The sequence below is a fragment of the Vibrio sp. MA40-2 genome (assembly GCF_047302445.1).
Taxonomy (GTDB): Bacteria; Pseudomonadota; Gammaproteobacteria; order Enterobacterales; family Vibrionaceae; genus Vibrio.
Genome location: NZ_CP178628.1, coordinates 2,112,796 through 2,125,398 on the forward strand (window position 1 = coordinate 2,112,796; position 12,603 = coordinate 2,125,398).

Annotated in this window: 18 protein-coding genes and 2 pseudogenes; 7 read left to right on the forward strand and 13 right to left on the reverse strand. The window is 39.5% G+C overall.

The features are described from left to right. Nucleotides 1–303 precede the first annotated feature (303 nt). The 8 genes from ACLKML_RS17210 to ACLKML_RS17245 form a co-directional block, all read right to left on the reverse strand. The gene (locus ACLKML_RS17210; protein ID WP_413284227.1) at nt 304–588 is read right to left on the reverse strand and encodes a hypothetical protein; all 285 of its coding nucleotides are present in this window, start codon (nt 586–588) and stop codon (nt 304–306) included. A 203-nt stretch (nt 589–791) separates the two neighbouring features. Beyond that, nucleotides 792–1,139 carry a hypothetical protein gene (locus ACLKML_RS17215; RefSeq protein ID WP_413284228.1) on the reverse strand — a complete coding sequence of 116 codons (348 nt, stop codon included), beginning with the start codon at nt 1,137–1,139 and terminating at the stop codon, nt 792–794. A 33-nt stretch (nt 1,140–1,172) separates the two neighbouring features. Beyond that, nucleotides 1,173–1,406, reverse strand: coding sequence for a hypothetical protein (locus ACLKML_RS17220; protein ID WP_413284229.1), 234 nt, complete (start codon nt 1,404–1,406; stop codon nt 1,173–1,175). 9 nt (nt 1,407–1,415) lie between these two features. Beyond that, nucleotides 1,416–2,111 carry a hypothetical protein gene (locus tag ACLKML_RS17225; RefSeq protein ID WP_413284230.1) on the reverse strand — a complete coding sequence of 232 codons (696 nt, stop codon included), beginning with the start codon at nt 2,109–2,111 and terminating at the stop codon, nt 1,416–1,418. Beyond that, nucleotides 2,108–2,665: a recombinase family protein gene (locus ACLKML_RS17230; protein WP_413284231.1), complete on the reverse strand. Its 558-nt coding sequence runs from the start codon at nt 2,663–2,665 to the stop codon at nt 2,108–2,110. The genes ACLKML_RS17225 and ACLKML_RS17230 overlap by 4 nt, the downstream gene beginning before the upstream one ends. 139 nt (nt 2,666–2,804) lie before the next feature. Further along, complete coding sequence (locus ACLKML_RS17235) at nt 2,805–3,611, reverse strand: hypothetical protein (protein ID WP_413284232.1); 807 nt, start codon at nt 3,609–3,611, stop codon at nt 2,805–2,807. A 50-nt stretch (nt 3,612–3,661) separates the two neighbouring features. Next, complete coding sequence (locus ACLKML_RS17240; RefSeq protein ID WP_413284233.1) at nt 3,662–3,889, reverse strand: hypothetical protein; 228 nt, start codon at nt 3,887–3,889, stop codon at nt 3,662–3,664. Between the two features lie 8 nt (nt 3,890–3,897). Then, entirely contained in the window at nt 3,898–4,338 is a 441-nt protein-coding gene (locus tag ACLKML_RS17245; RefSeq protein ID WP_413284234.1) for a hypothetical protein, read from the reverse strand. A 584-nt stretch (nt 4,339–4,922) separates the two neighbouring features. Here ACLKML_RS17245 and ACLKML_RS17250 point away from each other — a divergent pair. From ACLKML_RS17250 to ACLKML_RS17275, 6 genes and pseudogenes are all read left to right on the forward strand, one after another. Beyond that, nucleotides 4,923–5,458 (forward strand): annotated as a pseudogene (locus ACLKML_RS17250) (integrase arm-type DNA-binding domain-containing protein); the annotation flags it as partial. A gap of 36 nt (nt 5,459–5,494) precedes the next feature. Further along, nucleotides 5,495–5,677: a hypothetical protein gene (locus tag ACLKML_RS17255; RefSeq protein WP_413285919.1), complete on the forward strand. Its 183-nt coding sequence runs from the start codon at nt 5,495–5,497 to the stop codon at nt 5,675–5,677. Further along, entirely contained in the window at nt 5,674–5,901 is a 228-nt protein-coding gene (locus ACLKML_RS17260; RefSeq protein ID WP_413284235.1) for a hypothetical protein, read from the forward strand. Before ACLKML_RS17255 ends, ACLKML_RS17260 begins: the two co-directional genes overlap by 4 nt. A 334-nt stretch (nt 5,902–6,235) precedes the next feature. After that, nucleotides 6,236–6,652 carry a GNAT family N-acetyltransferase gene (locus tag ACLKML_RS17265; protein WP_413285920.1) on the forward strand — a complete coding sequence of 139 codons (417 nt, stop codon included), beginning with the start codon at nt 6,236–6,238 and terminating at the stop codon, nt 6,650–6,652. Between the two features lie 4 nt (nt 6,653–6,656). Continuing rightward, nucleotides 6,657–6,827, forward strand: a complete 171-nt coding sequence (locus ACLKML_RS17270) for a hypothetical protein (protein ID WP_413284236.1) — start codon at nt 6,657–6,659, stop codon at nt 6,825–6,827. Nucleotides 6,828–6,842: 15 nt separating this feature from the next. Next, nucleotides 6,843–7,307, forward strand: a complete 465-nt coding sequence (locus ACLKML_RS17275) for a hypothetical protein (RefSeq protein WP_413284237.1) — start codon at nt 6,843–6,845, stop codon at nt 7,305–7,307. A 462-nt stretch (nt 7,308–7,769) separates the two neighbouring features. Here the strand turns inward: ACLKML_RS17275 and ACLKML_RS17280 are convergent, their stop codons facing one another. The 4 genes and pseudogenes from ACLKML_RS17280 to ACLKML_RS17295 form a co-directional block, all read right to left on the reverse strand. Continuing rightward, on the reverse strand, nt 7,770–8,501 hold the full coding sequence (locus ACLKML_RS17280; RefSeq protein ID WP_413284238.1) for an anti-sigma factor domain-containing protein: 732 nt from the start codon (nt 8,499–8,501) through the stop codon (nt 7,770–7,772). Then, on the reverse strand, nt 8,498–9,070 hold the full coding sequence (locus tag ACLKML_RS17285; protein WP_413284239.1) for a sigma-70 family RNA polymerase sigma factor: 573 nt from the start codon (nt 9,068–9,070) through the stop codon (nt 8,498–8,500). Before ACLKML_RS17285 ends, ACLKML_RS17280 begins: the two co-directional genes overlap by 4 nt. A gap of 90 nt (nt 9,071–9,160) precedes the next feature. After that, nucleotides 9,161–9,712: a DUF3455 domain-containing protein gene (locus ACLKML_RS17290; RefSeq protein WP_413284240.1), complete on the reverse strand. Its 552-nt coding sequence runs from the start codon at nt 9,710–9,712 to the stop codon at nt 9,161–9,163. 290 nt (nt 9,713–10,002) lie between these two features. Continuing rightward, nucleotides 10,003–10,344, reverse strand: a pseudogene (locus ACLKML_RS17295) (M24 family metallopeptidase); the annotation flags it as partial. 474 nt (nt 10,345–10,818) lie between these two features. On the opposite strand from ACLKML_RS17295, the gene ACLKML_RS17300 reads away from it, so the two are divergent. Then, entirely contained in the window at nt 10,819–11,883 is a 1,065-nt protein-coding gene (locus ACLKML_RS17300; protein ID WP_413284241.1) for a DUF6765 family protein, read from the forward strand. A 100-nt stretch (nt 11,884–11,983) separates the two neighbouring features. Here ACLKML_RS17300 and ACLKML_RS17305 read toward each other — a convergent pair whose 3' ends face one another. Then, complete coding sequence (locus ACLKML_RS17305; protein ID WP_413284242.1) at nt 11,984–12,592, reverse strand: Crp/Fnr family transcriptional regulator; 609 nt, start codon at nt 12,590–12,592, stop codon at nt 11,984–11,986. Nucleotides 12,593–12,603 lie beyond the last annotated feature (11 nt).

The window sequence follows — 12,603 nt, forward strand, 5'->3', positions numbered from 1 at the left end:
ACACCAGTTAGTTGGTGATACTCTTATTTTAAGGTGAGCGCGGAAGTAGCGATGAAGAAAACTAACAACTCTAGGCTATGTTGTTGTTTTTAGATGAATTAAGCGAAAGAAAAGAGAAATAAGAGAGAAGTTAACCAAAGGGAATGGAGGGTAAGTATTGGTAACCAAGTGCTTGTTTGGTGGTTACGTGGTGCTTATTAGTTAACCTATTGATAATGATGGTAAGTTAAGGTCAGTAACCAGAATGACCGATGTAACCATAAAAATAAGCCTCTCAATGTTTGAAAGGCTATTTAATTGAGTTCATAAGAAATGTCGTAAGGCTGCTCTGCCTGCAAAGTGTGCGGTTAGCTTTAAGAATTCAGTGAAATCTTCAGGCTCACAACGGCGTTCCATTTCTTTTTTGATAGCAATATCTAAAAGACGTTCTAATTCTCTAAAAGTTGAGCGGACAGTATCATCCGCTCGGTCTTTCTTTGAATCCCACATCTTTGCGAAATGCCCTTTTTTAGCATGAGCTTCGTTTGCCGTTTTCTGAAGCATGAGTGCTTCTGCATAGTTGGCATAAGTAATGATTAGAGGGTTCATTATGTGCCTAATCGAATAGCTTATTGGCTTCTAGTAGCTTGTCAGCAAAGATAATAGCTTGCTTTGATGTCGGAAATACAATTGAAATCCTTTTATCGTTTGAACTGTAAGAACCTAAGATTGCAACGTTGTGACTTCGAGAGTTTTTAGTTGGCATTCTTGCTACTCTGACAGCAAAACCACCATCAGAACGACAACTATCACTAAACTCTGAGCATTCCCAAATACGATATATGATATTGTTGAACGGAAAAACGACGAGTATCATCGGCTGCCGCTTTTATGGCAGAAGCTAAGTTAGGTAGGCTGTCTGTACGGAATATTAAGCCATTGAGATTCCTTGAAGATTTATTAGCCTCAGCAAGATATATTTCAATTTGTTCTTCTACTTCAGTTATCACCATGTAATTAATGTCGATATCAACATCATTCGCATGACCTAAACCGATCATAGTCTCTGTGTTATCTGCTGAACCATAGGTGAATTTCTTATCTTCACCACAACCATTAAGTGCGAGAACCATTACCATTAAGCTGATTAGTTTTTTCATAGAATATCTTCTTGTTTTCTGTCGTGAGTTGGGTTATTTAGGTACTCGGAATTTACTGCCATCTTTACATTCAAATGTGTAATACTTATCTGATTCATGGAATCGCTTAAACCCAGTCATTTCACAGTAACTGGCATTAAGTTCTTGGCTAATATCAACGCGTTCATACACGACTGTTTTATTCGGGTTAGGCATTGATTCTGCGTATTCAGAGCTAGAGCAACCAGCCAACAAAGCTAGAGTTATAGGCAGTAGTAATTTTTTCATGATAATTCCTTATAGAGTTAAGGTGTTGTGAGAGCCATTGCCACATTGGAAAGTAGCTCTTCTATTATTAAAATTGAATGATTTGAATCCGGTGTAATCACAAGAAAGAGCGTTAATGCTTTCTATTTTATCTAAGGTAATGTTGCTTAGAAATCTGGTGGTTATGGTGTAGCGTGATGGTCCGCATTCGAACTGAATGGTCTTTTTATTTCCTTTTTGCGCTATAAACCTTAATTGGAATGGGGCGCTTTCTGTGCATAATGAACTCATAGTAAAAGCGTACTCTAGCTGGTCGCTTATGGTATTTCGATAGAGTCCAGCGTCAATGTAAGCCCGTCCAGAGCTTTTGCATTCAATAAGATGCGTGTCATTTTCACGAGTACGTTTGTGTTTGTATTCAAATGGCAGTTCTGCTTCATCCGGGCATAAAGCCTCTTTAACTTCGACTTGAGTATCATAATGCTCTGCAATATATTCAGCATCAGACTTAAATCCAGTTTTAGCTGGTATTGAGAAGCGAGATATTTTGTTACAAGTAAAATTAGTGGATGTTTTTCCTTTAACTAAATTAGAGACCCCAGAGCCGTCACAAAAAGTCATATCAATTGCCGACGCCATATCCACTTGATTATCCAATGACGTGTTTTGGCATCCGGCTAGTAGGATAGAGATAATTCCGAGGACTATGAGCTTTCGTTCCTTCATTCCATTTCCTTTTTGTTTTCATTAATAATTCGATAGACACTGGTTCGGCTAATGCCTAATGTGTCCGCGATGTCTTGTTTACTCATGCCTTCTGCATCCAATAAGAGCACATCGGTACTCTTTGCTTTTGCTGTGGCTTTTCTTCCTGTGTATCTGCCTTGTGCTTTAGCTATCGCAATGCCTTCGGCTTGACGCTCAAGCAGTAGACTTCGCTCAAAAGCGGCAACTGCACCTATCATGGTTAACATTAAGCGACCAGTAGAGGAGGTGGTGTCTATTCCAAGGTTCAAGATGACAAGACCAACGTGTTGTTCATCTAGGAACTCAACGATCTCCAATAAGTGCCGAGTGTTTCTGGCTAAACGACACAGCTTGGTTATTTTCACCGTATCGCCTTCTTGAACGATCTCAAGCAAGTTCATTAGCTCCGGTCGAGTTTTAGATGCGCCTGAGCGTTTCTCTTGGAATATGCGATCGCAATCAGCAAGGGCATTAAGTTGAACATCAAGGTTCTGTCCTGTGGTACTGACGCGGGCGTAGCCGTAAACCGCCATGATGTGCTCTCACTATTTATGCATGTACCAAAAGGTGTAATTAGTGGTACAGATGGTAAAATCGATAATCTTGAAGGGATTGTGCAGATGTTGGTTGATATATGAAGAGTACCAATAGGTTACAACCTATTGATACCGCTTAAATAACGGAAGGTAGTGCATGAATAGTCGAGTTTCCTATCGATGGTAGACAGACCGTCTTTTCGAGTTTTTGCTGCTCTCTTTTAATTAAGTTAATTGGTGCTCGAACACGTTCACTAATGGTTTCAACGGGGATATTATGCGTGAGAGCTTGGTGAACTAACATCAATTGTTCATCACTTAAGCGGCAGTGTTTATTATTGAGGCCAGAGAAACCGTAGTGTACAGCTCCTAGTTCTCTACTTAGACTGTTGATTTCATAAAGTCGTAAGCTGTGAATATAGAGAGGTTGCTCGTCACCTAAGATGTCCAATAGATTAATGATTTGAATCATTGCGACTTTCACCTTATTAACAGAAAGGTCTTCGCCTGTGATGTTTAAGCGAGCAACGGCTTTTGCTCCTCCTTCTTGAAAGGTTTGGTAGATGTGAGCCAGTGTTAATGAACCACTCCCCATGCAAACATCACAGAAGTCAGTCATGCCTGATTTTACGCCCATGAGTTGTGCCATTAGTAAGCTGAGTGAGGGCGGAGTTCTAAAGAATGACAGGTGTCCTGAGCCGCCACATTCTTCAATTAAGTGACCAAGAAAATCCTCTCCCGGTGCTTCTCTCCATGCCTGTTGTATGACATGCGATAGTTGATGGGCAATCCGCTTTCTCTCACCGTCAAGTGGCTTAGAGGGCGGATAAAGACCTGTCTGATGGTAGCTCCAGTCATCAATGAAATCAGAAAAGAATCGTCCGTGACCCGAGTATCTATCGCCTTCTTGTACTAACTTAACGGCTTGTTTGAGTGTTGACATAATGGGGTTTCCTAGAAAGTAAAAAGGCTTCCGAAATGGAAGCCTGAGGGTTAATCAAATAGAGCGCGTAATCGTGCTTCTATTAGTTTTTCACTGATGTACCACGGTCTATCTGTAACGGTAATTTCTACGCCATTAGGAAGAAGTACATAGTGGGCAATGCGTTTGTTGTTAAAGCGAACGACACGCTCTTCAATAGTGACGTTAGGATTGCTGAGTGCGGCTTGTTGAGCTTTTTTGTCAACCTCATTTGGGTTGGTAATAATAATGATGTTCATGGGTTTCCTTAAAGTAAATCGGCAAGGGCGCTGTATTGGTGATAAGCCCATTCAATGCAATCGTCTTTGGATAGCCAAAGAACAGGTTTTCCTTTGATGAAGCTACGAACGTAATCCATAGAGTTATCTATGAATTCATCAATGGCATCGGGCGATATCCAAACAAAGTTTTCAGCAAACAGGGCAATTTGGTTTAAGTCGTATCGTCCCCGTCTGTCGATATGCAAGCTTTCAGCGTAGCCTTCTAGTTCAACATAGCGGTGACTAACAACCTCTGGCATTGGATCAATATCATCTACCCATACTGAACGTTGCGGGGAGGCTTTATTTAATGGGATAACATTGGAAGAGGAGTGAGATTTGGTTGGTACGATTTCATCAATGACTTCAAATAGACTCCAAAGCTCTTTTAGCCATGAGATGAGTTTTTTGAGCAGGGTTCGAAACATAGTTTTCCTTAGGTTACGGAGGTGTCTTATGTTTCTTATAACGAGAATTGAATGGGGTATTGAAATGAGCCGTAATCAAGGAATTTATTGAGTTTGTTATTTCTTGACATTTAACGATATAAAAGTGACGATCTCATAACTTCTGGTGGTACAGAGAAGTGGTACAAAGCGGGTTTCTAGTGGTTTGGTAAGTAGTTGTTTATTAAGAGGTATGTGGTTTTTCTGATGAACCGAGAGTTCGAATCTCTCACTCACCGCCAAATTCTTGATTAAAGACGCCTAATGGCGTCTTTTTTTATTTCTGATATTTCGTAAAATCAATATGTTAGTGTGAAGTTGCGCTCAAACCTATCCATTCCTATCCAAGTTTTTTTGTAATGCTAAAAGTAATGCTTTTATACTTAACCTGAAATCAGCATTACTTTCGGGAAAAAATTCGTCATTACTTGTGAGTTAAGGAGCCAACTTGAAGTCGACTCCTCGATACTGTAATTAATTGATAATTATAGATTCGATAAAAAAGCATTACTCGAAAATCAAGGAGCAGGATTAACCCCTAAATGGCATTACTTTGGGGATCAGATATGGCGAAATTAACAGCAAAAGAAGTGGCTAATGCAAAGGCTAAAGATAAATCTTATCGGCTAGGTGATGGTGGTGGTTTGTTTCTTTATGTTCGTAAGAGCGGGGCTAGGGCATGGGAGTGCCGCTACATCAAACCATCATCAAAGAAACCCACTTATACAGGTATTGGTTCTTATCCCGACGTATCATTAGCTGATGCGAGATTAAAGGCTACCGAAGTTCGTAAGTTAGTGGTTGATGGGATTGATCCTCAATTGGTGAAAGCAGAGCAAAAAGCCAGAACCACCAGCGAATAGAGTAATACTTTTCTCTTTGTTGCCGAGTTATGGATGGACAGCAAGAGAAATAGAATTCAACCCAGACCATTGAGGGAAACTGGCGCAAATTAGAGCTATATGCTTTTTCGAATATAGGATCAATTCCTGTAAATAAGCTTACTGCTCCTATGGCCATAGCTGCTCTGAAGCCTTTAGAAAAGTCAGGAAAGCTTGAAACGATTAAGAGAACTGCTCAGTTAATGAACGAGATTATGACATCCAATGTTTAAGAGAACGGAATACTAACCGAAGTGATGAAATATAAAGTTATCGAAGCGTTCTACGATGCGCCGGAGCAGCCAATAAAGATCAAAGAAGGCGTGGTTCTGACTATTATTGCAGAATACTCCCTTAATGGCTGGATTTGGGGAGCAAAAGAAAGCAGTCCTGTTGAGTTTGCATGGGCTCCTATAAATCATCTTCAGACAATCGAATGAAAAAGATAAATGTGGTCGGTACAAGCGGAAGTGGTAAAAGCACATTTAGCCGTCTGCTGGCACATAAGCTTAGTTATCCCCATCTGGAGATGAATGCCATGTTCGGGAAGCCTAACTGGACAGAACCTTCCGATGAAGAATTTTTCTCAGAGCTGGAAAGTCAGTTATCTAAGTCTGAGTGGGTGCTTGATGGAAATTATAACCGGACCAGTGCCATAAAATGAGCGGAGGTCGACGCTGTTATATGGGTGGATTATTCGTTCCCAAGAACTCTGTTTCAGGCGGTAAAACGTGCTTTTTTAAGGTCTGTTACTAAACAAGAGATATGGTCTGGTACCGGAAATACCGAAACCTTTGGTAAGTCGTTTTTTAGCAAAAATTCTGTACTCTTGTGGACACTGAAAACATACAACAGCAACAAAAAACCAACAGCAACAAAAAACGTTACCTAGAAATGTACAAAGATCCGAGCTACAGCCATATTAATTTTATTCGTATTACCAGCCCCCAAATGGCACAGAGGTTTACCAGTCAACTATGAGTTTTACAATCCGGGAAATGGTTATTGCAGATTACGATCAGGTCATAAAGCTATGGTCTGCGATCGAAGCTATGCGATTAAGAGATGCGGATTCACGCGAAAGTATTGAGCGTTACCTCAGCCTTAATCCGGGCCTAAGTTTTGTTGCTGAAAGACCAGGGCAAGTCGTCGGCACTATTTTGGTGGGATCAGATGGTCGCAGAGGTTATGTTCAGCATCTTGCTGTCCATGAATCTGAGCGTGGTGCAGGTATCGGAAAGCAGCTAATCGTCAGTGCTATAAGTGCGCTAGAAAGCATCGGAATATCGAAAACTCACCTCTTTGTTGCTAACGACAATATCAACGCTCAGCAGTTCTATGAATCTTCGGGCTGGTTTTCACGTGATGAAGTTAGGATGTACTCGTTTAACGCATCAGAAAACCGGAACGTATAGATAAATGACTGATACCAAATACCAAAAGGAAATCATAGAGCTGGTTTCACAAGATGCTCAGAGGCTACAAGCACTAGATGCGGTATTCCATCTGGGCTTGGGACTTACGGCGGGTCTATTGTTTCTAGGTATTGATGGTATTTGTGAAGAATTGAAAGAAAAGATGTTCGACTAATAGGGAGAGTTTAAGATGATAAGAGCTTCTGCGCCGCTGCCAACAGACAATATTTATAAGTTCTTTGCCCTATTTGGGTTGGTGATAATGGTTACTGGTTGTGTGATGTTTTCATCTATGCACGAACAGTACAATGAGCGTATTTACTCTGCTTTCCTTGAGGCTTCTAGACTTGAACAAATTGAGAAACCCAGTGCATTGCAAGAAAAACAACTCGAAGTTGCAGAGACCCGATATGAAATTTCAATAAGTGATAAGGGTTTCTATGTCACTATATCCGGGATCATAACGGCGTTGGGCGTGATACTTATGATATTAGGGTTTTATCATTGGATGATGTATATACAGCCAGAGGCTGATAGGTTTCTGAAGGTAAGGCTCGAGAAAGCAGAGCTAGAATTATTGCGTGAAGAAACTGAATTAGAGAAAGCTAATTTAGAGTTAAAGCAGCTCAAAAAAGCAAGAAGATCTTGGCGTTAATTCAGTCGAATTTATTCTATGGTAGACGCCTAACAAAATCCAAAAGTAATGCTTATTGTAATGCCAATCGTGAGTCCACACTCCCAAACTCTTGATTAAAGACGTCCTTGTGCGTCTTTTTTGTGCCTGTAATATATTGAAATTAATAGGTTAGTTATAAATTGGCTCGTTTAAGTTCGAGTGCGACTATCCGTCAAAGTAATACGTTAAGTAATATTAAAGACTAAGCCTAATTTTTGATATTATAAATTAGCAATAGCGCACCCAGTGTTTCCATACTAAACTTGGTATTCAAATTAGGCATAGGTTGGGCCTTTACCATCTTACACTGTTTTCATAAGTGTCTTTTAATGTACTTTTGTCACTATTGGGTTAGTCTTTAAACATAAGCACTTATGACAGATAAGAAAGCACTCAACTTTTTGTGTTCTTATCTGTCATGTGTTAGCGATATCAGAATCGTTATATTGAAATACCACGTCCAATCGAGGTTATCGGTCCCGTAGGTTTACCTGTTGCTGAACCAGTTTCTTGTTCCAACGTTAATTCAAACAATTGGTTTTCGATAAGAGGGGGGAGCTTGTCAATGTTTAAGCTAAGTGCTTCGCCATTCTTTATTAACCCTAAAGAAACCGGTGCATCCCAATCATCAGCTTTGGTCCAAAATTGCAATGCTTTTCCTTTCGGTATTTCTACCGCTCCCAAGGGGACGAGTTGCATTTGACTGCTTTGACTTGTTTGAATCACCCAACCAGGAGAATTATTCTCAGGTTGCATTAACACGGCGATATAAGTTGGTTTACTTAGCTCCGGTGAGATTACTTGCAACTTTAAACCCATCGCCAAAACCACCATAAGACAAGCCATCGATATGCCACGCCAAAAGCCGAGACTTTGCCAGAAAGAAACATTAACTTCACGTGTTGGCTGAGCCGATTGCGGAGTCGATTTTTCTAATTCATCGAGACTTCTCTCAATTCTCGCGGATAATGGTTGCGGTGCATCAACTGTATCTAATCGATCGGTAATCGTTAAAAAGTGCTGTTGCCATTGATTGACAGATTTTTGCAGCTCAATACTGTTTACTAATCGATGCTCAAACTCTTCTCTTTCTGGTGCGGACAAAGTACCCAGCACATATTGCCCGGATAACTCATCATCAGCCTCAGGAGTATTTGTTATTTCTTTTTTCATTGTAAACACTCCTTTAAAGCGCTCAAACTACGCTTGATCCATGACTTAACGGTACCAAGCGGTTTATCAAGTAATTTAGCTATTTCATCCTGAGTGTAACCATCAACATAAGCGTGTAATACACAGAGCTTACGCTCGGGCTCTAAATGTTCCAAACACGTATCGAGAGATGCTTGTATAAGAGGATCTTCCGCCATTTCAGAAATCCCGCTGATGTGGTGTGATGAATCATGGAAATGCTTATCGCACAAGTCGAGTAAAAATTCTGGTTCAGAGAGAATTTGACGATTGGAATACTTAAGAGCGTTCAGCGCCAAATTTCGTGTTAGCGTATAAATCCACCCACGCGCCGATCCAAGTTCTGTATTATAAGAGTCTGCATTTCTCCAAATTTTCATAAAGGCATCGTGTACGACATCTTCGGATAAAGGTCGATTTTTTAATATTCTCAACACGACAGTAAGGAGCCTCGAAGCTTCTTGCTCGTACAATTGCATCAAAGCAAGTCTATCGCCTTTAGCACACTGTTGAAGTGCATTTTTATAATCAAATTCATTCAATGTTGACACACGATTTATCCAATAGAAAAACGCCCAGTATACGGAACTGAGCGTTTCAAGTCATTATCTAGGAGAGAACACCAAGAGGTATCCACTCATTTATTTTTGTTTCCAGAAAAGGTACTCACCCGAATAGTTAACCACAACTTTATGACCGAGTTTATCAACATTACAACCGGTTTCTGGAGCCGCGCCACCCGATAAATTGATACGTTGTACATAGGTAACATCTTTTAATGCTCCCGGGCGAACGGACTCGTTTGCTTTAACGAGCTGCATAGGAATACTTCCTTTCTCTGAAGGCGATACCGCGAGTTGTTTTCCAGTAATAGAGGAACCATCGAGAGACTCCCATGTTGCTGGAGGACCGAAATAAGACACTAAGTGGTTCCCTTTATTATCACTTAACACTGCTCGAGGGCCTGCAAATGCCCACTTGGCTTGTTGGTCATCCATATTGTCGACTTTACATTCCCATGTAATATTTCCTTTGGCCATGGTATACATCGAGACTTCATGTCCAGCTGGAACACGAACCTCACTGGGCAAACCGTCTTGAGAAAACATGCCCGCATATGATTGAGATGCTATCACCATAAGAGTTGATGTTGTCGTGATTTTTAGTGCTTTCATCATAGTGTGTTTTTTCATCTTTTATTCCCTATTTAATGGTCGCTTTCGAATTATTTAAAACAGCTTTTTCGCCACTGTTAATAGGTACTACAATCGAGAGACTCATTTGGATGCAGAAAATAAAAATAAATTTATTGTGGCTGAGTGGGAGAGTTACATAGAACGATACCAGATTTCAAAATCGCTTGGGTGGACCAAACTTACGGCATAAATCTTACAAACAAATATTTGTAGAAAAATATGCCTAATTTATAGGCCTAAAATTTCAGGGATTGATCGCGATTAATGGATAGCAGTAAATCATTTGGTTACCATGATTTCTGTACATTCTTGTTTATATGACTATGCAAATCAGCAGATTCTTCATTGCGTAGAGTCAACATTTCATAACCAGAATTTGTGACCAAAATAGTATGCTCAGATTGAACGGATCGCTTCTTATTTCTCGTAACGACAGTCCAACCATCTTTCTTTGTTTTTATTTTTGCTGAACCTTGATTCAACATCGGCTCAATAGTGAAAGTCATGCCTCCTCTCAGAGTAAGACCCGTATTTTGTTTACCATAATGGAGTACTTGGGGTTATTCATGCATCTCTCGACCAATGCCATGGATACAGTATTCTTTTACAATACTGTATCCATGTGATTCAGACACGAATTGGTTAAATATAACATTCGGCTGTAACTCCGCCATCGTTCCAACCTTTATCCAAAACTCGGCTTTTAGTTGATGTTAGACCTAAACCTTTCACGAAAGATATTGCTTATAAATTTGCTAGCTTTTTGCCATGGACAAGATTGTTTCTTTAGCAAATTCAAACTAATAGTCAAGAGTAATGCTATTCTTCGACCAATTAAAAAGCGGTATAAATTTGACATAATGTTGTTTTAATAACATTAAAAACGCTAACTTCAATATTCATTAATCGTGTCTATTTAGCGTTTTCAAGAATGCTGATGCTACTTTTTAAAATACGAATGTTGTTTTTTAAAATACTAATGGAAGCTTTGCTATTGGGTTATCAAACCGTGGTTCCATTAGATGCTTAAATGTAAATTCTTGGCAAGTAAGGTTGGTAATTGAGCTAAAAAATCATTAAAAACTATTTAATAGGGGAAAGTTATGCAATCAGATATGCATTACTACGGCACATATGTCATGGCTCGCACCGCTGGGCTATCTATGAATGCCGCAAAGATTATCGCTACCTCCGCACAATTTGTCGATGACAATGCTCAGACAGGAAATATTGAGTTTGGCGATGCGTCAAGTTGTAGTGTGGAGCCCACCGCATTTCATACAACATCAGTTTATAACGTAAATTCTGAAGCACAGAGGAATGTTTGGGTGCCTTTTCATTTTATTCCCGGAAACGAAGGAGAAGGTTTTACTGAAAGACTAGTTTGTCGCAAGGATAGCCCGATCGCTCAACAAATGAGAGATCACCACCTTACGCAAAAAGAAAAGCCTTACTATCTTGAATTGGTTGGTATTATGGCTCATGTCTACGCGGATACATTTGCTCATTATGGTTTTTCTGGTGTTAGTTCTCGTCAAAATAGAGTAGATAATGAGAGTTTTGAATTTGAAGGAATACGCGGTGAAATTAAAGACTATATTGTGAGTAAAAAATCTTCTTTTTTCGAAAAATTCACGCCACTGATCCGTAACATAAAATCTAACCTTGCCGAAGAAGTCTCTGGCGCATTAGGACATGGTGCTGTTGTTACTTTTCCAGATCGTCCATTCTTGAAGTGGCGTTTTAATTACCAGTATCATGGAGATTCTGGCTGGCGAGATAATACCAATACTTTTCTCGAATATTGTGAAAAAATTCATGCCGCATTTCGCCAAGTTGCTATGGTATGCCCTCAACATAGAGATGAATCTCAATATCGGTCATGGGTAAATCTAAAGGAGTCTGTATTAGCGGTACTTAGAGTCCAAGGCTGTAAACAACAAAGAATGGATGCATGGTGTGAAGCGACGGTTAAGCGTAAGTTATTTAATGTCTCAGAGACTATTCCAGAGTATCAAGACTGGAATGCAGGATTTGAAGATCTGTCACAAAAAACTAGTGATGAAGCGATGCAATTTCCTGCCTATCGTTTTTATCAAGCCGCGTCTTACCATCGTTGGTATGTACTCAGAGATTTATTGCCTATGCACAAACTGATGGTTATATAAATGCAAAAATCTGTTTGTTACAGGGACAGTCACTTTAAATAAGGTTGCTTATCTTTGGTTAGCAAAGAGCTGAGTGAATAAAGTGCCTGTCTCGGTAACATTAGCCAGTTTGCAGTGTGCCTATTAATTTATAGCGGCGTCCTTCTTTTTCTAATATGCCTTCGTTGATTAACTCATGAATAATTCTTCGATAAGTACGAGAGGTAATGCCTAATTTTTTCGAATTTAAAGTTGAAGATAGCTCGAAAAAATCATGGTTAGAAAGGTTATAGGCTTGCAGGATTTGGTTTTCAATACTCGTTCGAGTTGGTTGGGTTAATCTTTCAATCAGCTTTTGGACATTGGTATTATATCTTTTGGTCATTAACTCCATTAAATCGGAAAAAACCTCGGTATTGGTAGAGAGAACTTTTAACACTTGCTGCTTATTTAATTTGTAATACGTACCAGGTTGATTAGATTTTACATTAAACAATGAGTGGTTATCTGTTTGAAAAAACTCCATTTCTCCCAAGAATCCAGTGTAGTTTTCCTTAATTTTCAAGATGAATTCGTTACCGTTACTATTAATGTAAGAAATAGTTAAGTTAGCATTTACACAAAATAACAAAGAGGAAACTTCTACAGATTGCTCTAATAAATAACTGCCTTTTTGATAATTTTTTTCAGGGATCTCAGAGGATTGAAGTATAGATATAATATGTTGCAAAATGACACCAA